Below are 18,552 nucleotides of genomic sequence, written 5' to 3' on the forward strand. Positions count from 1 at the left end.
AGGTGGCCCAGGTATATAGCTCAGCCCAAGCGAGGATACCATCAGCACCCAGTCTAATAACACGTCCGACGCCTACAAGCAGGCCGGCGTGGACATTGATGCGGGCAACGCGCTCGTTGACGCGATCAAGCCGCTCGCCCGTTCCACCGCGCGCCCGGGCTCCGACGCCGGGCTGGGCGGGTTCGGCGCCCTGTTCGACCTGCGCGCGGCCGGGTATCACGACCCGCTGCTCGTCGCCACCACGGACGGCGTCGGCACCAAGCTGAAGGTCGCCATCCTGGCGAACCGTCACGACACGGTGGGCATCGACCTCGTGGCGATGTGCGTGAACGACCTCGTCGTCCAGGGCGCGGAGCCGCTGCTGTTCCTCGACTATTACGCCACGGGCAAGCTGGACGTCGCCGCGGGCCGCGCCATCGTCGCCGGCATCGCGGAAGGCTGCCGTCAGGCCGGCTGCGCGCTGGTCGGCGGCGAGACGGCGGAGATGCCGGGCATGTACGCCGAGGGCGACTACGACCTCGCCGGCTTCTCGGTCGGTGCGGTGGAGCGCAAGGACGCGCTGACCGGCGCCACGGTTCAGGACGGCGACGTCGTGCTCGGCCTCGCCTCCTCCGGCGTGCACTCCAACGGCTATTCGCTGGTCCGCAAGCTGGTCGAAAAGTCCGGCCTCGGCTACGACTCGCCCTGCCCCTGGGACGCCGGCAAGACGCTGGGCGAGGCCCTGCTGACCCCGACCCGCATCTATGTGAAGAGCACGCTGGCCGCAGTGCGCGCCGGCACGGTGCGGGCGATGGCCCACATCACTGGCGGCGGCCTGATCGAGAACATCCCGCGCGTCCTGCCGGACGGGCTGGGCGTGACGCTCGACGCCTCCGCTTGGCCGCTGCCGCCGGTCTTCAATTGGCTGATGAAGACGGGCGGGCTGACCCCGCTGGACATGGCGCGCACCTTCAACACCGGCCTCGGCATGGTCGTCGTGGTCCCGGCGGACAAGGCGCAGCAGGCGGCCGGGATCCTGGCCCAGGGCGGCGAGACGGTCTTCACCGTCGGCACCGTCCACGCGGTCAAGGACGGCGACGCCCGCGTCACCGTGACCGGCATGGACACGGCATGGTCGGCCTGACCTCCAACGCCCTGAAGGTTGGAGTCCTGATTTCCGGGCGCGGCAGCAATCTGCAGGCGTTGATCGACGCCTGCGCCGCCCCGGACTTTCCGGCGAAGATCGCCCTGGTACTCTCCAACAAGGCCGACGCCTACGGGTTGGAGCGCGCGGCATCCGCCGGGGTCCCGGTCGCCGTGGTCAGCCACCGCGACTTCCCCGGCGACAAGCGCGCCTTCGAAGAGGCCATGGACGCGCGCCTGCGCGAGGCGGGCGTCGAGCTGATCTGTCTGGCCGGCTTCATGCGGCTGCTGTCGCCCTGGTTCGTCGAGCGCTGGCACGACCGGATGATCAACATCCACCCGTCGCTGCTGCCTTCCTTCAAGGGGCTGGACACCCACCAGCGGGCGCTGGACGCCGGGGTGCGCTTCCACGGCTGCACCGTGCATTACGTGCGCCCGGAGATGGACGAGGGGCCGATCATCGCCCAGGCCGCCGTCCCGGTCCTGCCCGGCGACGACGCCGACCGGCTGTCCGCCCGCGTGCTGGAGGCCGAGCACCGGCTCTATCCCCAGGCGCTGCGCCTGATCGCCGAGGGCCGCGCCCGCGTCGAGGATGGCCGGGTGACCCTGTCAGGTCCGGCAGAGAACCTGCCGACGCTCATCAACCCGCCGGCCTGAGTCGCTCCAAAGGCGCCCCTCGGCCAAGCGGAACCCTTGCCGCAACCGTCCGCGCTCCCCACATTCTCCGCCGGAACCATAACAGGGGAGGCAGAGGGCGATGACGGTTACGGAACACGGCCACAATCCGGTCAGCGAGGATGTCGTCCGCCGCCACGAGGCGGGCTGGCACGCCTTCACCCGCTTCATGACGCTGGCGACCGCGGGCGTGATCGCCGTGCTGGTCTTCATGGCGATCTTCCTGGTCTGACGGCCTTTCCAAGCAGCCAGCCGGTCGCCTGCCTTCCGGACCGCCGCGGCGGGGCGCTTACGCCCCGTCCGGCAGACGGCCGAGCAGCAGGTCGCGCATCTCGCCGACCAGCGCGTCCACCTGCTGCTCCCACGCCTCGGTGCCGCCCTGGATGGCGTGCATGACGTGGGTGGCGAGATGGATCAGCGCGGCGCGCACGCAATCCTCCGCCGGGAAATCCAGCCCCACCGTGTCCTGGAGGAACTGGCCGAGCTGATCGGCGGCGTTCCAGGGATGGACGACCACCGTGTCGAATCCGCTGGTCCCCAGGAACACCGCGTTCAGCGCCGTCGCCTGCGCGTTGATCGCGTCGATGGCCGCGTCCTGCTCGACGTTGCCGCGCAGCACCTCCTGGAAGGCCGCCAGGCACTGGTCGACGTAGCCGCGCACCAGCAACTCCACCACGCCGGGATCGCTCAGGTCGTTCCTGCCCTTCACGAGGGACGGCAGCGGCTCCAGCAGGGCCGCGACGATCGGCTTGACGTGCGGATTTTCCATGGCGGGGGTACTCCTAGCGGTAGAATCCCCGAATACTCGACTTCGCCACGCCTGTCCACGACGCCGTGCCCCGGCGCGGGCGACAAGTTGCGGGCGGCAGGCCCGAAACGCAAGGTCCTGAATCGAAAAGGGCCGCCCCGGTCGGGACGGCCCTTCGCGCAAGACTGCGACGCGGAGAAACCGCGATCAGCCCACCAGCTCGATGCCGGCGAAGAAGAAGGCGATCTCCTGCGCGGCGGTCTCCGGGGCGTCCGAGCCGTGCACCGAGTTGGCCTCGATCGACTCGGCGAACTCCTTGCGGATGGTGCCCTCGGCGGCGTTGGCCGGGTTGGTGGCGCCCATGATCTCGCGGTTGCGGGCGATGGCGTTCTCGCCTTCCAGGACCTGGAGCACGACCGGGCCGGAGATCATGAAGGAGACGAGGTCGTTGAAGAACGGACGCTCGCGATGCACGCCGTAGAACTGCTCGGCCTGGGCCTTGGACAGCTGGACGCGCTTCTGCGCGACGATGCGCAGGCCGCCGTCCTCGAACTTGGCGTTGATCTTGCCGGTCAGGTTGCGGCGGGTGGCATCGGGCTTGATGATCGAGAGGGTGCGTTCGACGGCCATGGCGGTGGGCTCCTGCTGGAAATGCGTTATGGGCGCCGCTGCTTTGGCCGGGGCGCCGATTGCGCGGGGTTATATAGCCGCTTTTCGGCCACGGCAACCGCTTCGTGAGGCCGTTTCGCGTTGCTTCGCGCGGCTGCCATGAAGGGTTGCCCCGCGGGTCCCGCTTCAAATCGCGGTTTCCCCGTGGTAAACCGGCGCCGATATGCTGCACATCAACGACCTGACGTTCCGCTACGGCGGACGTGTGCTGTTCGACCGCGCCACCGCGGTCGTGTCGAAGGGCCACCGCGTGGCGCTGGTCGGCCGCAACGGCACCGGAAAATCCACCCTCCTCAAGCTCATCGCCGGCCAGCTCCAGACGGACGCCGGAGCCATCGGCGTGCCGACCGGCACCAAGATCGGCATGGTGGCGCAGGAGGCCCCGAGCGGCGCCACCACCCTGATCGACGCCGTCCTGGCCGCCGACACGGAGCGCACCGCCCTGCTGGCCGAGGCCGAGACGGCCACCGACCCCATGCGCATCGGCGAGATCCACGCCCGGCTGGCCGACATCGAGGCGCATTCGGCGCCGTCGCGCGCCGCCCAGGTGCTCTCCGGCCTGGGCTTCGACGCCGACGCGCAGGCGCGGCCCTGCTCCGACTTCTCGGGCGGCTGGCGGATGCGCGTGGCGCTGGCCGGCGTGCTGTTCGCCCGGCCCGACCTGCTGCTGCTCGACGAGCCGACCAACCACCTCGACCTGGAGGCGACCATCTGGCTTGAGGGGTACCTCAAGAACTACCCCCACACGATCCTGCTGGTCAGCCACGACCGCGACCTCTTGAACTCGGTCCCCACGACGACCATCCATGTGGACCAAGGGAAGCTGGTGACCTACGCCGGCAACTACGACCAGTTCCTCAAGCAGCGCCGCGCCAACATGGAGCGGCTGCAGGCCATGGCGACCAAGCAGGAGGCCAAGCGCAAGCACATGATGGCCTTCGTCGAACGCTTCCGCTACAAGGCGACCAAGGCCCGGCAGGCGCAAAGCCGGCTGAAGGCCCTTGAGAAGCTGGAGACCATCACGCTGATGGAGGACGACGCGGAGGTCGTCTTCAACTTCCCCCAGCCGGACGAGATGGCCCCGCCGCTGATCGCGCTGGACGGGGTGACCATCGGCTACGGCGACCGCGCCATCCTGCGCCGCGTCAACCTGCGCATCGACATGGACGACCGCATCGCCCTGCTCGGCGCCAACGGCAACGGCAAGTCCACGCTGGTGAAGCTGCTGGCGGGGCGGCTGGAGGCGATGGCCGGCGAGGTGAAGCGCCCGACCAAGCTGCGCGTCGGCTATTTCGCCCAGCACCAGCAGGACGAGCTGGACCTGTCGCTGACCCCGATCCAGCAGACCCAGCGCATCATGCCGCTGGCGCCGGAGGAGAAGGTCCGCGCCCATCTCGGCCGCTTCGGCTTCCAGCAGAGCAAGGCGGAAACCCGCATCTCCGACCTGTCCGGCGGCGAGAAGGCCCGGCTGCTGCTGGCGCTGATGAGCCGCGAGACGCCGCACATCCTGATGCTCGACGAGCCGACCAACCACCTCGACGTGGACAGCCGCGAGGCGCTGATCGAGGCGATCAACGGGTTCGAGGGCGCGGTCATCCTCATCAGCCACGACCCGCACCTGATCGAGCTGACCGCCGACCGGCTGCTGCTGGTCGCCGACGGCACGGTGCAGCCCTACGACGGCGACCTCGACGACTACCGCCGCTTCCTGCTCGACCGCGCGCGGGCCGAGCGCGCCGCCGCCAAGGGCGGCGAGGCGGCGGACGCCGGGGCCAGCCGCAAGGACCAGCGCCGCGCCGCGGCGGAGGCCCGCGCCGCCTTGGCCCCGCTGAAGAAGAAGGCCACCGACGCGGAGTCGCAGGTCAACAAGCTGACCGAGGAGAAGCGCAAGATCGAGGCGAAGCTGGCCGATCCCGCCCTCTACAGCGGCCCCAGCGACAAGCTGCAGAAGCTCCAGATCGATCTCGGCGTCGTGGACAAGAAGCTGTCCGCCGCCGAGGAGGCGTGGCTGGAGCATCTCGAAGCCTATGAGTCGGCGGCGGCGGAGGCCGGCGTATGAGCGTGCCGCGCGACATGGCTTTCACCGGAGGCGCCTCGCTTCCGGCGACCGTCGCCCGCCGGGGGCGGCAGGACCATGGGGAGGAGCGGACCTCCGACGTCCTGGCGGCCTTCCGCGCCAACCTGCCGGACGGGCGGGTGTCGCTGGGCGACCTGATCCAGGCGCTGGGCGACCGCTCTCTCGGCACCATCCTGCTGGCCCTGTCGCTGCCCACCATCGCGCCGGTGCCGCTGGGCGTGTCCTGCCTGTTCGACCTGCCGATCCTGCTTTTCTCCGCCCAGATGGCCTTCGGCAAGCGCGGCGCCGCCCTGCCCGGCTGGATTCTGCGCCGCTCGGTCAGCCGCTCCCTGGCAGCCCGGATGATCGACAAGGCGATGCCGCGGCTGACCGCCATCGAGCGGATGCTGAAGCCGCGCCACAGCCGCTTCGCCAGCATCGACGGGGAACGCTGGTTCGGCGTGCTGGTCCTTCTGCTGTCGCTGACCTGCGTGGTGCCGCTGCCGCTGACCGGCTGGCTGCCCGGCTTCGCCCTGGTCCTGCTGTCCCTGGGCCTGATCGAGCGCGACGGCGCCGCCGTCGCGGTCAGCCTCGCCCTCACCGTGGCCGCCCTGGTCTTCTTCGCGCTGGTCGCCAGCAGCCTGTCCTACGCCGGCCAGACCCTGCTGGCCGCCACGTCATATCCCGCGTTCATGGCATAGCTCCCGCCGCTTCGGCCGGTTGCGGGGGAACCCCGGATGCGACATAAGTGCGCTCTGGGATTGTTAGGTTCGGGACCCCCTGAGGCTCCAGCTTGTTTAGCCCCGGGGTAAAACGCTCAACAGCCAACGGCGAAAGGCCGATCATGACACCAACGGAAATCACCGTCGCGGAGAAGCAGAAAAGCGGCAAGACGCCGCCGGCCGCGTGGCTTTTCTTCCAGCGTTGGTTGGCAAATCCCCTTTCCATGGGTTCCGTTACACCATCCTCGGGCGCGCTCTGCCGACTGATCGGCGAGCAGGTGCTGTGCGGGCCGGACCAAGTCGTCGTCGAGTTCGGCGGCGGCACCGGCGCCATCACCAAGGCCCTGCTCCAGCGCGGCATTCCGGGCAACCGCATCTTCACCTTCGAGATCGACGACCACCTGTCGCGCTTCCTGCGCGGCCATTACCCGGACGTCAACGTCGTCCATGACGACTGCCGCAAGGCCGCCGACATCCTCGGCCCGGAGCTGGTCGGCAAGGTCGGCACGGTGGTCATCGGCATTCCCATGCTGAACCTGCCGATGCGCGCCCAGAAGGAGGTCGTCGATGCCTGCTTCCGCATCCTGCCCGAAGGCGGGCGCTTCGTTCTCTACACCTACGGCCTCGTGTCGCCGCTGAACCAGCGCGCGCTGGGCGTCAAGGGCAAGCGGCTGGGCTTCACTCCGCTGAACGTCCCGCCGGCCTCCGTCTGGGGCTATTGGAAGGCCAAGCCCTAATCCCCTTTCTTCATTCCTTGCCCATCACCCTTTACGGGGCGCCTGCCGCAGCAGGACGTCCGTCAATCCCACCGGCAGAGCCGCCAGCAGCCATACCGTGGCGGCCATCGGCCAGGGAAAGGCGATGCGCGACTTGTTGCGGGCCAGTCCGCTCTTGATGACCTGGGCGGCGCGGTCCGTCTCCATCAGGAAGGGCATGGGGAAGCGGTTCACCGCAGTCATCCGGCTTTTCACGAAGCCCGGACAGATCACCGTCACGCCGATCCCCTGCCCCGCCAGATCGCCGCGCAGCGACTCGCCATAGACCCGCACCGCCGCCTTGCTGGCGCAGTAGGCGGGCGCGCCGGGCATGCCGCGGAAGCCGGCCAGCGAGGCCATCAGGGCGATCTGCCCGCGCCGCCGCGCCTGCATGCCGGGCAGCAGCGGGTGGACGCTGTTCAGCACGCCGTCCACATTGACCTGGAAAATGCGCCGCGCCTGCTCCGCGCTCTCCACCCCGCCTCCGGTGCCGGCGGAGATTCCGGCGTTGGCGATGACCAGATCGACCGGCGCGCGGGCGTCCAGCGCGCTCAGCCACCCCGCCATCGCCGCGCGGTCGGCCGCGTCGACGAGCGCCGTTTCCACGGCCGCCCCGGCGGCGCGGCAGCGCTCCGCCACCGCCTCCAGCCTTGCGGAGTCGCGCCCGCTCAGGGCCAGCGCGACTCCGGGGGCGGCGTAGGCCAGGGCCAGTTCCTCCCCGATGCCGCTGGACGCCCCGGTGATGACGATCGAGCGCGGATCGCGCATGCCCCTGTCCCCCCTTCCTTGTCCTATGTCCCTGACGCTTGTTGCCTTGGCCGCCCGACGCTATAACGTGAGCCTCCCAATCCCACAAAGACTCGTCGAGGCCGCTTTGCCCGCCCAACGCTCCGCCGTATCCAGCATGACCGGTTTCGCACGTGTGGACGGGCATGCCGACGGCTACAGTTGGACCTTCGAGGTGAAGAGCGTCAACGGGCGCAACCTCGACATCCGCTGCCGCCAGCCCGCCGGCTTCGACACGCTGGAGGCCGCCGCCCGCGCCGAGATCCCCAAGCGGCTGGCCCGCGGCAGCGTCAACCTGAACCTGACCGTCACCCGCAGCCAGTCGGTGTCGCAACTCCGCATCAACCGCGCGCTCCTGGCCCAGGTGCTGGAGCTGGCGCGCGAGATCGAGGGCGCCGGGGCCGCCCCGCCGCGGCTCGATTCGCTGCTGTCCGTCCGTGGCATCATCGAGCCGGTGGAGGAGGACGAGGGCGACGCGCGCGACCGGGTGGAGGCCGCGCTGAAGGCCGACCTCGGCCGGCTGATCGGCGAGCTGGTCACCGCCCGCCTGTCGGAGGGGGCACGTTTGGTCACCGTCCTGAACGGCCATCTCGACGAGATCGAACGGCTGATCACCGCCGCCGCCGCCTGCGCCAGCACCCAGCCCGAGGCTTTGCGCGAACGGCTGCGCAGCCAGGTCGCCGCCCTGCTCGACGCTGCCCCGGCCCTGCCGGAGGAACGGCTCGCCCAGGAGGCCGCCATCCTGATCGCCAAGGCCGACGTGCGCGAGGAGATGGACCGCCTGCGCGCCCACATCCAGGCCGCCCGCGACATGCTGGCGGAAGGGGGCGCCATCGGCCGCCGCTTCGACTTCCTGTGCCAGGAATTCAACCGCGAAGCCAACACCCTGTGCTCCAAGTCCGCCGACGTGGAGCTGACCCGCATCGGCCTGTCGCTGAAAGCCTCCATCGAGCAGCTTCGCGAGCAGGTCCAGAACATCGAGTGATGCTGAAGACGATGAACGCGAAAATCTCCCGACGCGGCCTGATGCTCGTGCTGTCCTCCCCGTCCGGGGCGGGAAAGACCACCATTTCGCGGCGCCTTCTGGACCGCGACCCCGGCATCACCATGTCGGTGTCCGTCACCACCCGGCCGATGCGCCCCGGCGAGCAGCCGGGCGTCGACTACTACTTCGTCGACATGCCGGAGTTCGACCGCATGGCGGAGCAGGGCGAGCTTCTGGAGCACGCCCGCGTGTTCGGCAATTGCTACGGCACGCCGCGCAGCACGGTGGAACAGGCTCTTGGCGCCGGGCGCGACGTGCTGTTCGATATCGACTGGCAGGGCACGCAGCAGCTGGCGGCGAACGCCCGCAACGATCTGGTCAGCGTCTTCGTTCTGCCGCCCTCGGGCACCGAGCTGGAGCGCCGCCTGCACACCCGCGCCCAGGATTCGGCGGAGGTGATCGCCCAGCGCATGGCCAAGGCGTCGGACGAGATCAGCCACTGGGCCGAATACGATTACGTGATCGTCAACAACGACGTGGACGAGAGCGTGCAGGCGGTCCAGGCCATCCTGCGCGCCGAGCGGCTGCGCCGGACGCGGCAGGTCGGGTTGCCGGCCTTCGTGCAGAGCGTGCAGGCGGCGCTGTAAGGCGCCGGCGCATTGCCCCCACCCTTCCCACGCTCCGCGTGGGCCCATTCCCTCCCCCGCTTCGCAAGGGAGGGAGTTCAATCCCCTCCCCTGCGATAGCGGGGGAGGGTCAGGGAGGGGGCAAGGACCTACCTCCCCCGATACGCCCGCGCCAGCGCCGCGAACCCCGCCACGTCCACCTCCTCCGCGCGCGCGGTCGGCTCGATGCCGGCGGCGGCCAGCAGCGCTTCCGCGTTTCCCAGGCTCTTCAGGCTTTGGCGCAGCATCTTGCGGCGCTGGCCGAAGGCGGCGGCGGTCACCTGCTCCAGCGCCTTCCACTCCGCCGGCTCCGGGTTGGCGCGCGGGGTCAGATGGACGATGGTGGACTCCACCTTGGGCGGCGGGGTGAAGGCCTTGGCCGGCAGGTTGAACAGCACCCGCGCGTCCGACCGCCACTGCGTGATGACCGACAGGCGGCCGTAGGCCTTGCTGCCCGGCTTGGCGACCAGACGGTCGGCGACCTCCTTCTGGAACATCAGCGTCAGGCTGACGAACTCCTCGATCCGCCCCAGCCAGCCGATCAGCAGCGGAGTCGCCACGTTGTAGGGCAGGTTCGCCACGATGGCCCGCGGGGCCGGGGCGATCTGGATGGGATCGACCTCCAGCGCGTCGCCCTCGACGATGGACAGCCGCCCGTCGGCTGCCTGCACCACGTCCTGCAACGCCTCGATGAAGCGGTGGTCGCGCTCGATGGCGATCACCTGCTTCGCCTTGGTCGCCAGAAGGGCGCGGGTCAGACCGCCCGGACCGGGGCCGATCTCCACGACCGTCACGCCGGTCATGTCGCCCGCCGAGCGTGCGATGCGCCCCGTCAGGTTGAGGTCGAGCAGGAAGTTCTGCCCCAGCGCCTTGCGGGCGTCCAGCCCGAAGCGGGCGATCACCTCGCGCAGCGGCGGCAGGGCCTGCGGGTCGAAGGCGGTGGGCATGGGGGCGGAGTCGGGCGTGGCGTCGGTCATGGCGGCACTTATAGGACGGCGCGGGCCCGCCGTCATCTGCCGCGCGTCACCGTCACCCTTCGCTTTTGAGCGCGATGTTCTCCGGCGTGGCGTCGAGACGGCCCGTGCAGGTGATGCGCCGCCCGTCGTCGAAGGCCTGGGACGGCTTCGGCCCGATGGTCACCTGCAACACCACCTTGTCGGCCAGCTGGTCGCCCAGGTCCTGGGGCCGGTCGCCGCCCTGCGAGTCATGGCTGAACACGCTCTCCAGATACCAGGCCGCCCCACCCGCCCCCTGAGGCCCGCCGCGGACCAGCGCGCCGGCCAGCCGGGTGTAGACGTCCTTGCAGACCTCCTCGGTCCGGTTGCGCGGCAGATCGACGAAGTTGGCGTAGGCGACGATCCGCCGGTCCTGGAAGCGGTAGAAGACGCCGCTGCGCGACACCTCCGTCCGCAGATCGCGGGACAGCCCGTCCACCGTGTCGTGCAGGTCGCCGCGCAGCCGGGTCATGCCCCAGTCGAGCAGGGTCACCGGCTCCCGCGCCAGCCACTCCAGCGCGTCGCGGGCCTGGACCGGTCCCGAGACCACGGACAGCAACAGGACGAGCGCGGCGAAACACCTCATGGCGTCGGGCCTCCGGAGCATCGTTGCGGCGCAGCCGCACCCGCGATGCTAAGCCAGGAGCGCGGCCATCGCCAGCCGGAATCCGGGCCGCCTGCCACGCCCAAGCCGGGGTACCCCCGTCAGTCCTCCAGCAGGAAGTCGCGCACCGCGGCGATCTGGTCCCCGGTCATCAGCGCCGGGGCGTGGCCGGTGTGGGCGAACTCCACCAGACGGGCCTTGGGGCCGCGGCGGGTCATCTCCGCCGCGGTCTCCGCCGGAAGGATGTCCGAGGTGGCGCCGCGCAGCACCAGCACCGGGCAGCGGATGGCGTCCCAGACGGCCCACAGGTCCACGTCCGCCATCGGCTGCGCCTTGAAGGCCTCGGCGATGGCCGGGTCGTAGGCGAGGCCGTAGCAGCCGTCCGGGCGCAGGCGGGCGCTGTGCTCGGCCATATGCCGCCACGCCTCGTCGGGCAGCCGCCCGAAGCCCATCAGGGTGAAGCGCAGGTAGGACTCCACCGCCGCCAGATCCTCGAACACCGGGTCCTTGCCGACGTAATCGGCGATGCGCTGCAAACCCGCCTTCGGGATGAAGGGCCCGACGTCGTTGACGACCAGACGGCGGATCGGGCTGTCGGGCTGGGCGGCCAGCAGCATGCCGATCAGCCCGCCCATCGATGTGCCGACCCAGTCCACCGACTCCACCCCCAGCCGGGCGATCAGCGCCGCCATGTCGGCGCAGTATTGCGGGTAGCCGTAAAGCGTCGGGTTGGCCAGCCGGCCGCTCTTGCCGCGCCCCACCACATCGGGGCAGGCGACGCGGCAGCGGTCGGCCAGATCGAGGGCCAGCGCGTCGAAATCGCGCCCGTTGCGGGTCAGGCCATGCACGCAGACCACGGTGCGGGCGGCGTCCTCGCGCCCCCACTGGGTGTAGGCGACGCGGTGGAACCCCGCCGCGCTGAGGCCGAGAAAGCTGCGTTCGGACATCGGCACGGGTGGCCCCTCCCCTGTTGGTTCGTCTTCAGCCCTTGCCGGGCTTCGCCAGCTCCGCCGCCTGCCGGACGACCATGGGCGACGGGTCCGCCGCCGCGGCGTCGAAGGGATGGCGCGGCGCGTCGTACAGACGGCGGATGGAGCGCACGTAGTTCCGCGTCTCCTCGTAGGGCGGAACGCCCCGGTAGCGGTCCACCGCCCGCTCCCCCGCGTTGTAGCCGGCCAGGGCCAGCGTAACGTCCCCCTGGAAATAGGCCAAGAGCCAGCGCAGGTAGCGCACGCCGCCGCGGATGTTCTGGGCGGGATCGAAGACGTCGGACACGCCGAACCGCTCCGCCGTGTCGGGGATGAGCTGCATCAGCCCGGCCGCCTCCTTGGGCGACACCGCGTCGGAACGGAAGGCGCTCTCCACCCGGATCACCGCCATCACCAGCGCCGGGTCCAGCCCGTACTGCGGCGCGGTCTTGTGGACCAGCGCGATGATCTCCGGCGGCGGGGGCGACGCCTCGCGCAGGGGGGCGGCGCCTGGACGGCACCAGGGGCGGACATGGCCCATGCGGCCCGGCACATAGGCGACCAGCCGCCGCGCCTCCTTGTGGCCGCGCGACGCCGCGGCGCGCAGCCATGCCGTGCCGACCCGCTGGTCGCGCTTCACCCCGACGCCGAACAGGAAGCGCCGCGCCATGCGGTAGGACGCCTCCGGATCGCCCTTCTCCGCCGCCTCGCAGTCGGCCATGCGCGACTCGCGCGAGGAGACGGAGCCGGACTTGCCCGCGGCGAGGGCGGCGGGGGCCGCCAAGGCGACGAAAAGGGCGAAGGTCAGGGGGAGAAAACGCACGGGTTGGCCTTGGAGCGGTCTGCAAAACCGCATTGATATGAGGCTGCCCGCAGGACACGGCAAGCGCAGGGCAGGGTTACCCTCTTTTCGACACAGCGCGCAGGCGGTCGCGCAGCGACCGCGCCCAGCCGCGGGTCACCGCCAGAGCCGGGCGGATCGCCGCGCGCACCCGCCCCACCACCCGCTTGGCGGCCCGCCAGGGCGGCAGGGCGGTCAGCCAGGCCAGCCAGCGCACCACCCGGACGTAACACCAGGCGAAGGCCGGGATGGTCAGCAGCTTGTCCTTGCCGATGTGGAACAGCCGCTCCACCAGAGTGACCTTGACCAGTTCCACGGCCCCCAGCAGCAGCGCGCCCTGGACGGCGTGCCCGGTCCCCATCAGGTACAGACCGACCGGCTTCAGCGGCTCCAGGACCACCAGCGGGATCACGAACAGCGCCAGCGTCGGATAGGGGCCGAGCCGGCGGATGCGCGCGGCCAGCCGTTCGGCGAAGCGCTGCCGTCCGATCCAGGCGGCCAGCGGACGCAACGCCTCCAGCGCCACCGCGTCGATCAGGAAATAGACCAGCGCCGCGGCGGTCAGCAAAGGGCGCAGCACGACACGGCGCAGCAGCGCTCCCAGCCTCCGCCCCAAGCTCCGATCCAAAGTCCGAGGGGAGGAATTTCCGTTCGAGGTAGCCATTAGGTCTTTCGTCAGGCGTACAGGGGCGTTTCGCCGGCTTGGGTTCGCCGCGGATTTCCACTATCTAACGTTTCTGCCATTGCGCGTCCGTTCCCTCGTCCACTCTCGGTGCGCCCCATCGTGCTCGGCCATTACGATCCTTACCTCGTTGCGCTGTCCGTTGTCGTGGCCTCTTTCGGCGGCTATGTGGCTCTGGACCTCGCCTCCCACGCGCGGGATGCCGGGCGGGGACGGAACGGCTGGCTGGGCGCCGCTGCGGTCGCGCTCGGGGCGGGGATCTGGTCGATGCACTTCATCGGCATGATGGCGATGCGCATGCCCGTTCCGGTGTCCTACGACATCCTGCTGACCGCGTTATCCTTCCTTCTGGCGGTCGGGGTGTCCGGGACCGGACTGTTCGCCGTCGCCCACGGCGGAGGCGGCCGGACCACCCTGGCGGCGGCGGGCCTGCTGACCGGGTTCGGGATCGTCGCCATGCATTACGTCGGCATGGCCGGCATGCGGCTGCCGGTGCCGCTGGTCTACGACGCGCTTCTGGTCGCCGCCTCGGTGGTCATCGCCGTCGCCGCCTCCACCGCCGCGCTCTGGCTCGCCTTCCGCACGGCCAGCCCCCTGCAGCGCCTGTCCGGCGCGCTGGTGCTCGGCGCCGCGGTGGTCAGCATGCATTACGTCGGCATGGCCGCCGCCAGCGCGGCCGAGAGCGCCATGGGCCACGCCATCGGTGTGGGCGCAGTTCCGGCCGGCGACGATCTCGGCTTCGTTTTGTCGACGCCCTCCCTGGCCGTCTGGACCGGCGTCGGAACGCTGCTGATCCTCTCGCTGGGCCTGCTCTCCGTCCTGCTCGACCGGCGCCGCTCGGCGGAGCGCGCGGCGGGGCAGGAAGCGCGCTACCGCGCCGTCGTCGACACCGCCGTGGACCCCATCGTGGTGATCGACGAGACCGGCACCATCCAGTCCTTCAACCGGGCGGCCGAGACGACCTTCGGCTACGCGGCGGAGGAGGCCGTCGGGGCGAACGTCCGCATCCTGATGGCGGAGCCGCACCACTCCGCCCATGACGGCTACATGACCCATTTCCGCAAGACGGGGGAGCGGCGGATCATCGGCATCGGGCGCGAGGTCGAGGGCCGGCGCAAGGACGGCTCCCTCTTCCCGCTGGAGCTGTCGGTTGCCGAATGGCACGACGGGCGGCAGCGCCTGTTCACCGGCATCATGCGCGACATCACCGCCCGCAAGGCGGCGGAGGACGCCCTGCACCGCGCCAAGGCGGAGGCGGAGCGCGCCCGCGAGGAGGCCCTGGCCGCCCGCGACAACGCCGAGCGGGCGGACATGGCGAAGACCAAGTTCCTCGCCGCGGCCAGCCACGACCTGCGCCAGCCCGTGCAGTCGCTGTTCTTCTTCGCCCACGCCCTGTCCGACCGGCTCGACGGCCATCCCGCCTCGCCCCTGCTGGCGAGCATGAGCGAGTCGCTGAACGGCCTGCGCACGCTGCTGGACAGCCTGCTGGACGTGTCGCGGCTGGACGCCGGGGTGGTCTCCCCCGCGGTGACGGAGTTCGCGCTGGGCCCGCTGCTGCAGCGCCTGGCCGACGAGTACCGGGGCCGCGCCGCCGAGGTGGGCATCGCCCTGCGCCTCGTCCCCACCGACGCCTGGACGCGCAGCGATCCGGCGCTGGTCGAGCGCATCCTGCGCAATCTCGTCGAGAACGCCATCCGCTACACGGAGACCGGACGGATCCTGATCGGCTGCCGCCGCACCGGCAAAGGCCTGCGGATCGAGGTTCTCGACACCGGCATCGGCATCCCCGAGGACAAGCGCGACGAGGTGTTCGTGGAATTCGCCCAGCTTGCCAACCCCGAGCGCGACCGGCGCAAGGGGTTGGGGCTGGGGCTCGCCATCGTGCGGCGGCTGGCCGGTCTGCTCGGGCACGAGGTCACCCTGCGCTCCGAACCGGGGCGGGGCAGCGCCTTCGGCCTGACCGTGCCGTCGGTCGCGCCGCGCCGGGTGATGAAGACCTGCCGCCCGGCCCCCCAGTCCGGCGCCCAGCCCCCCGCCAACGGCGGCAAGGGTCTGGTCGTGGTGGTCGAGGACGACGCCATCATCCTGCTCTCCATGCGGACCATGCTGGAGGAATGGGGCTACGAGGTGGTGGCCGCCGTGTCGGCCGACGAGGCGGTGGGCACGCTGACCAGCCTCGGCCAGCGCCCCGACATGATCGTCGCCGATTACCGTCTGCGCGAGGGGCGGACCGGGCTTCAGGCCATCCGCGACATCTACGGCGTCTGCGGGGTGCGGGTGCCGGCGCTGGTGCTGACCGGCGACACCGACCCCGCGCGGATCGCCGAGGTTCAGCAGAGCGGCCACCGTCTGCTGCACAAGCCGGTGGCGCCCGAGGTGCTGCGCAATGCCCTGACCTCCGCGGCCTAGGCACTACCCGCTCCCGGCCGAGTCCCGAGTGTGGTTGAAAGCGCGCCCCGCCCCGCTTATGGTCTTGGAAAAAGGCGCCTTTGCGCCGAAACCACAACCAAAATCAGGTTCCAGGAGCGCTCCCCATGAAAGCCATGCTGCTCGGCTTCGCCGCCGCCATCGTCATCGCCGTCGGCGCGTCGGTCGCGCTGACCTCCATCGACCACAGCTCGGCCAGCCGCTTCTCCAGCAGCTCGGTCCGCCTCTGACGCTGACGCACGGCGAAGGTCAGGCGCGGCGGCGGGCCGTCATGGCCTCCGCCGTCGTCAGGGCGGCGATCAGGCTCGACGCGCCGGCCCTGCCCGTCCCGGCGATGTCCAGCGCCGTCCCGTGGTCCGGCGAGGTGCGGACGAAGGGCAGCCCCAGCGTGATGTTGACCCCCGTGTCGAAGTCGATGGTCTTCAGCGGGATCAGCGCCTGATCGTGGTACATGCACAGCGCCGCGTCGTAGCCGCGCCGCGCCGCCGCGTGGAACAGCGTGTCGGCGGGTTTCGGTCCCACCGCGTCGATTCCCTCCGCCCGCAGGTCGGCGACCGCCGGGGCGATGACGTCGATCTCCTCCCGCCCCATGGCGCCGCCCTCCCCCGCGTGGGGGTTCAGGGCCGCGACGGCCAGCCGGGGCCGGGCGATGCCGAAGTCGCGGGCCAGCGCCGCCGCGGTGACCCGCCCGGCGTGGAGGATCGCCTCCCGCGTCACCAGCGGCACGGCGTCGCGGACGGAGACGTGGATGGTCACCGGCACGACGCGCAGGTCCTGCGCGGCCAGCATCATCACCGGCTCTTCGGAGAGCCCGGCCAGATGGGCCAGATATTCGGTGTGTCCGGGATGGCGGAAGCCGGCGGCGTAGAGCGCCGATTTCTGGATCGGGTTGGTGACGACCGCCGACGCCTCCCCCCGGCGGACCAGCTCGACCGCGCGGTCGATGCTGGCGATCACCGCCGCCCCGTTGGCCGGGTCGGGCCGGCCCGGCGTGACCGGCGCCGCCAGCGGCTGGGGCAGCACCGGCAAAGCCGCGCCGAACAGCGCAGCCCCCTCGGCCATGCTGCCCACCGCCTTCACCGGAACCGGCAGGCCAAGCCGGGCGGCGAGCGACTCCAGGCGGGCGGGATCGTCCAGAAGGACGAAGGGCGGCACCGCGCCATCCGCGCGGGCCGCCCCCCTGGCTGTCAACCAGGCCTTCAGTGCGATCTCCCCGCCGATCCCCGCCGGCTCGCCCATGGTCAGGGCGAGCGGCGGACGGACGCCGGACTCGGTCATCAGTTGCGGATCTCCACGAAGGCGGTGCGGCGCAGGTCGCGCAGATAGCGGCGGGCCAGCAGGTCGGCGCGCTCGTTGATCAGGTCGCGCTCGATCTCCTCGCGCGGCGGCATCTTGATGTCCTTCGGGTCGATCGGCGGCGGGGCCGGGGCGGCCACCGGCTGCGGCTCGGCTTCCGGCGGCGGCTCGATCATCGGCATGTCGCGCTTGCAGACGATCAGGATGACGGCGCCGCCCGGGCTCATCAGCACCGGGCTGGGCTGGCCGAGCGGGATGCCGACGGCGAGCTGCTGCAGGCCCGGAGCGAGGTCCTTGACCCGCAGCGTGCCCATGTCGCCCGACTCCGGAATGCCCATGGCGCGGGCCTTCTCGTCGAAGTCGCCGCAGCTCTTGATCGACTTGCGCAGCTTCTCCGCCTGGGCCTGGACCGCCTTCAGCTCCTCCTTCGAGGGGGCCGGGATGACGATCTGCTTCATGTTGACCTTGGCCTTGGCCAGATCGGGCTTCGGCTGGGCGCGCGGGCGCGGCGGCGGGGCCGGCGGCGGAGCGGTGGAGGCGGTGCTGCCGAAGGGCCGCTGGTCGCGCACCAGCAGGACGTGATAGCCGGTCGCCGTGCGGACCGGCGCGGAGAGCTGGCCGGCGCGCATGGTGGACAGGGTCTTGTCCAGCTCCGCGTTCAGCTCGCCCGTGCGGACCCAGCCCATGTCGCCGCCCGAGGCGGCGCCGGCGGACTGCGAGAACTGGCGGGCCAGGGCGGCGAAGTTGCCGCCGCGGCGGACCTCCTCGACCAGCCGGTCGGCGTTGCGCCGCACCTCCTCGTCCTGGTCGGGGCTGTCGACGGCCAGGAAGATCTCGGCCACCAGATACTCCGGCTTGCCGATGTTCGCCTTGATGCGCTGCATCACGGCGTCGATCTCCTCGTCGCCGATCACCACCTCCTGGCGGATGCGGCGCTGCATCACCCGCTGCCAGGACAGCAGCGCCCGCACCTGCTCGCGCAGGGTGGAGAGCGGGACGTTCTGGGTCTTCAGCAAGGCTTCGAGCTGCGGGCGGCCCATGCGGTTCTGTTCGGCGATGCGGCCGATCGCCTCGTCGATCTCCTTCGAAGGGACCGAGACGCCGAGCCGCTTGGCCTCCTGGAGCTGGAGCCGCTCATCGACCAGCTGGCGAAGCACCTGCGGAGTCAGGCGCTGGCGCGTCTCCGCGCTGTCCTGGGCACCGGCGTTCAGCAGAGCGAGGCGGATGCGCGCGTGCACGTCGGACAGCGAGATGACCTCGTCGTTGACGACGGCGGCGATGCGTTCCGCGGGGCCTTGCGTCCCCGCCGCCGGGCTGTTTGGAGCGTTGGGAGCCCGCGTCTGGGCCGCGGCGGGCGCGCCGGCGGCAAGAAGGGCGCAGGCGGTCGCCACGGCGAAGGCAGACCGGACGGCTCGCAAACTCTGCATGGTGCTCCAGACTCCAGAGGTGGTTGCCGTTTAATACGGCCCCCCCGGGCGCGTGTAAACGGAATCGTGGGCCGCATCCTGGAACGGAATTGTGTCCAAAGACCGGGCGGCCGGCGTCGGCGTCGTTCC

The 18,552-nt window shown here is 70.8% G+C and carries 20 protein-coding genes; 10 read left to right on the plus strand and 10 right to left on the minus strand.

Features of this window, described 5'->3' with window-relative positions:
* Nucleotides 1-88 precede the first annotated feature (88 nt).
* The 3 genes from purM to DXK32_RS08820 all read left to right on the plus strand — a co-directional run bounded on the left by purM (nt 89) and on the right by DXK32_RS08820 (nt 2,029).
* On the plus strand, nt 89-1,123 hold the full coding sequence (purM, locus tag DXK32_RS08810; RefSeq protein WP_432612341.1) for a phosphoribosylformylglycinamidine cyclo-ligase: 1,035 nt from the start codon (nt 89-91) through the stop codon (nt 1,121-1,123).
* Nucleotides 1,111-1,779, plus strand: a complete 669-nt coding sequence (gene purN, locus DXK32_RS08815; RefSeq protein WP_114858158.1) for a phosphoribosylglycinamide formyltransferase — start codon at nt 1,111-1,113, stop codon at nt 1,777-1,779. The genes purM and purN overlap by 13 nt, the downstream gene beginning before the upstream one ends.
* Nucleotides 1,780-1,879: 100 nt before the next feature.
* On the plus strand, nt 1,880-2,029 hold the full coding sequence (locus DXK32_RS08820; protein WP_114858159.1) for an aa3-type cytochrome c oxidase subunit IV: 150 nt from the start codon (nt 1,880-1,882) through the stop codon (nt 2,027-2,029).
* A 57-nt stretch (nt 2,030-2,086) separates the two neighbouring features.
* On the opposite strand, the gene DXK32_RS08825 is transcribed toward DXK32_RS08820, so the two are convergent.
* Both DXK32_RS08825 and ndk read right to left on the minus strand, forming a co-directional pair.
* Nucleotides 2,087-2,566, minus strand: a complete 480-nt coding sequence (locus DXK32_RS08825; RefSeq protein ID WP_114858160.1) for a hypothetical protein — start codon at nt 2,564-2,566, stop codon at nt 2,087-2,089.
* Between the two features lie 186 nt (nt 2,567-2,752).
* Nucleotides 2,753-3,175, minus strand: a complete 423-nt coding sequence (ndk, locus tag DXK32_RS08830; RefSeq protein ID WP_014197473.1) for a nucleoside-diphosphate kinase — start codon at nt 3,173-3,175, stop codon at nt 2,753-2,755.
* A gap of 202 nt (nt 3,176-3,377) precedes the next feature.
* Here ndk and DXK32_RS08835 point away from each other — a divergent pair, with 202 nt between their 5' ends.
* The 3 genes from DXK32_RS08835 to DXK32_RS08845 all read left to right on the plus strand — a co-directional run bounded on the left by DXK32_RS08835 (nt 3,378) and on the right by DXK32_RS08845 (nt 6,729).
* Nucleotides 3,378-5,273 (plus strand): ABC-F family ATP-binding cassette domain-containing protein, encoded by a 1,896-nt coding sequence (locus DXK32_RS08835; protein ID WP_114858161.1) that lies wholly within the window; start codon nt 3,378-3,380, stop codon nt 5,271-5,273.
* Nucleotides 5,270-5,971, plus strand: a complete 702-nt coding sequence (locus tag DXK32_RS08840) for an exopolysaccharide biosynthesis protein (RefSeq protein ID WP_114858162.1) — start codon at nt 5,270-5,272, stop codon at nt 5,969-5,971. Before DXK32_RS08835 ends, DXK32_RS08840 begins: the two co-directional genes overlap by 4 nt.
* Nucleotides 5,972-6,216: 245 nt before the next feature.
* The gene (locus DXK32_RS08845) at nt 6,217-6,729 is read left to right on the plus strand and encodes a class I SAM-dependent methyltransferase (protein ID WP_247877056.1); all 513 of its coding nucleotides are present in this window, start codon (nt 6,217-6,219) and stop codon (nt 6,727-6,729) included.
* Between the two features lie 24 nt (nt 6,730-6,753).
* Here the strand turns inward: DXK32_RS08845 and DXK32_RS08850 are convergent, their stop codons facing one another.
* On the minus strand, nt 6,754-7,515 hold the full coding sequence (locus DXK32_RS08850; RefSeq protein WP_114858164.1) for an SDR family NAD(P)-dependent oxidoreductase: 762 nt from the start codon (nt 7,513-7,515) through the stop codon (nt 6,754-6,756).
* Between the two features lie 136 nt (nt 7,516-7,651).
* Between DXK32_RS08850 and DXK32_RS08855 the strand changes: the two genes are divergently transcribed.
* Together DXK32_RS08855 and gmk are read left to right on the plus strand one after the other, a co-directional pair.
* On the plus strand, nt 7,652-8,518 hold the full coding sequence (locus DXK32_RS08855; protein ID WP_114858165.1) for a YicC/YloC family endoribonuclease: 867 nt from the start codon (nt 7,652-7,654) through the stop codon (nt 8,516-8,518).
* Entirely contained in the window at nt 8,518-9,165 is a 648-nt protein-coding gene (gmk, locus tag DXK32_RS08860; protein ID WP_114858166.1) for a guanylate kinase, read from the plus strand. Before DXK32_RS08855 ends, gmk begins: the two co-directional genes overlap by 1 nt.
* Before the next feature lie 128 nt (nt 9,166-9,293).
* Here gmk and rsmA read toward each other — a convergent pair whose 3' ends face one another.
* The 5 genes from rsmA to DXK32_RS08885 all read right to left on the minus strand — a co-directional run bounded on the left by rsmA (nt 9,294) and on the right by DXK32_RS08885 (nt 13,207).
* Nucleotides 9,294-10,160: a 16S rRNA (adenine(1518)-N(6)/adenine(1519)-N(6))-dimethyltransferase RsmA gene (gene rsmA, locus DXK32_RS08865; RefSeq protein WP_114858167.1), complete on the minus strand. Its 867-nt coding sequence runs from the start codon at nt 10,158-10,160 to the stop codon at nt 9,294-9,296.
* A 52-nt stretch (nt 10,161-10,212) separates the two neighbouring features.
* The gene (locus DXK32_RS08870; protein WP_114858168.1) at nt 10,213-10,764 is read right to left on the minus strand and encodes a hypothetical protein; all 552 of its coding nucleotides are present in this window, start codon (nt 10,762-10,764) and stop codon (nt 10,213-10,215) included.
* A 119-nt stretch (nt 10,765-10,883) separates the two neighbouring features.
* A complete protein-coding gene (locus DXK32_RS08875) occupies nt 10,884-11,735 on the minus strand; it encodes an alpha/beta fold hydrolase (RefSeq protein WP_114858169.1) in 852 nt (283 codons plus the stop codon).
* A gap of 28 nt (nt 11,736-11,763) precedes the next feature.
* Nucleotides 11,764-12,573 (minus strand): lytic transglycosylase domain-containing protein, encoded by an 810-nt coding sequence (locus tag DXK32_RS08880; RefSeq protein WP_114858170.1) that lies wholly within the window; start codon nt 12,571-12,573, stop codon nt 11,764-11,766.
* A gap of 76 nt (nt 12,574-12,649) precedes the next feature.
* Nucleotides 12,650-13,207, minus strand: a complete 558-nt coding sequence (locus DXK32_RS08885) for a hypothetical protein (RefSeq protein WP_114858171.1) — start codon at nt 13,205-13,207, stop codon at nt 12,650-12,652.
* A gap of 168 nt (nt 13,208-13,375) precedes the next feature.
* On the opposite strand from DXK32_RS08885, the gene DXK32_RS08890 reads away from it, so the two are divergent.
* A complete protein-coding gene (locus tag DXK32_RS08890; RefSeq protein WP_114858191.1) occupies nt 13,376-15,682 on the plus strand; it encodes a hybrid sensor histidine kinase/response regulator in 2,307 nt (768 codons plus the stop codon).
* Nucleotides 15,683-15,807: 125 nt separating this feature from the next.
* Nucleotides 15,808-15,930, plus strand: a complete 123-nt coding sequence (locus DXK32_RS33430) for a hypothetical protein (protein ID WP_257722160.1) — start codon at nt 15,808-15,810, stop codon at nt 15,928-15,930.
* Nucleotides 15,931-15,949: 19 nt separating this feature from the next.
* Here DXK32_RS33430 and pdxA read toward each other — a convergent pair whose 3' ends face one another.
* Together pdxA and DXK32_RS08900 are read right to left on the minus strand one after the other, a co-directional pair.
* Nucleotides 15,950-16,978 carry a 4-hydroxythreonine-4-phosphate dehydrogenase PdxA gene (gene pdxA, locus DXK32_RS08895; protein WP_114858172.1) on the minus strand — a complete coding sequence of 343 codons (1,029 nt, stop codon included), beginning with the start codon at nt 16,976-16,978 and terminating at the stop codon, nt 15,950-15,952.
* Nucleotides 16,978-18,423: a peptidylprolyl isomerase gene (locus DXK32_RS08900; protein ID WP_114858173.1), complete on the minus strand. Its 1,446-nt coding sequence runs from the start codon at nt 18,421-18,423 to the stop codon at nt 16,978-16,980. The genes pdxA and DXK32_RS08900 overlap by 1 nt, the downstream gene beginning before the upstream one ends.
* Nucleotides 18,424-18,552 lie beyond the last annotated feature (129 nt).

Origin of the sequence: Azospirillum brasilense (assembly GCF_003349955.1) — a bacterium.
In the GTDB taxonomy this organism is placed as follows: Bacteria; Pseudomonadota; Alphaproteobacteria; order Azospirillales; family Azospirillaceae; genus Azospirillum; species Azospirillum brasilense_B.

Bases quoted from the DNA above. Each gene is read 5' to 3' on its own strand.
- purN (WP_114858158.1), top strand. From the start codon at position 1,111: ATGGTCGGCCTGACCTCCAACGCCCTGAAGGTTGGAGTCCTGATTTCC.
- DXK32_RS08820 (WP_114858159.1), top strand. From the start codon at position 1,880: ATGACGGTTACGGAACACGGCCACAATCCGGTCAGCGAGGATGTCGTC.
- DXK32_RS08825 (WP_114858160.1), bottom strand. From the start codon at position 2,566: ATGGAAAATCCGCACGTCAAGCCGATCGTCGCGGCCCTGCTGGAGCCG.
- ndk (WP_014197473.1), bottom strand. From the start codon at position 3,175: ATGGCCGTCGAACGCACCCTCTCGATCATCAAGCCCGATGCCACCCGC.
- DXK32_RS08835 (WP_114858161.1), top strand. From the start codon at position 3,378: ATGCTGCACATCAACGACCTGACGTTCCGCTACGGCGGACGTGTGCTG.
- DXK32_RS08840 (WP_114858162.1), top strand. From the start codon at position 5,270: ATGAGCGTGCCGCGCGACATGGCTTTCACCGGAGGCGCCTCGCTTCCG.
- DXK32_RS08845 (WP_247877056.1), top strand. From the start codon at position 6,217: ATGGGTTCCGTTACACCATCCTCGGGCGCGCTCTGCCGACTGATCGGC.
- DXK32_RS08850 (WP_114858164.1), bottom strand. From the start codon at position 7,515: ATGCGCGATCCGCGCTCGATCGTCATCACCGGGGCGTCCAGCGGCATC.
- DXK32_RS08855 (WP_114858165.1), top strand. From the start codon at position 7,652: ATGACCGGTTTCGCACGTGTGGACGGGCATGCCGACGGCTACAGTTGG.
- gmk (WP_114858166.1), top strand. From the start codon at position 8,518: ATGCTGAAGACGATGAACGCGAAAATCTCCCGACGCGGCCTGATGCTC.
- rsmA (WP_114858167.1), bottom strand. From the start codon at position 10,160: ATGACCGACGCCACGCCCGACTCCGCCCCCATGCCCACCGCCTTCGAC.
- DXK32_RS08870 (WP_114858168.1), bottom strand. From the start codon at position 10,764: ATGAGGTGTTTCGCCGCGCTCGTCCTGTTGCTGTCCGTGGTCTCGGGA.
- DXK32_RS33430 (WP_257722160.1), top strand. From the start codon at position 15,808: ATGAAAGCCATGCTGCTCGGCTTCGCCGCCGCCATCGTCATCGCCGTC.
- pdxA (WP_114858172.1), bottom strand. From the start codon at position 16,978: ATGACCGAGTCCGGCGTCCGTCCGCCGCTCGCCCTGACCATGGGCGAG.
- DXK32_RS08900 (WP_114858173.1), bottom strand. From the start codon at position 18,423: ATGCAGAGTTTGCGAGCCGTCCGGTCTGCCTTCGCCGTGGCGACCGCC.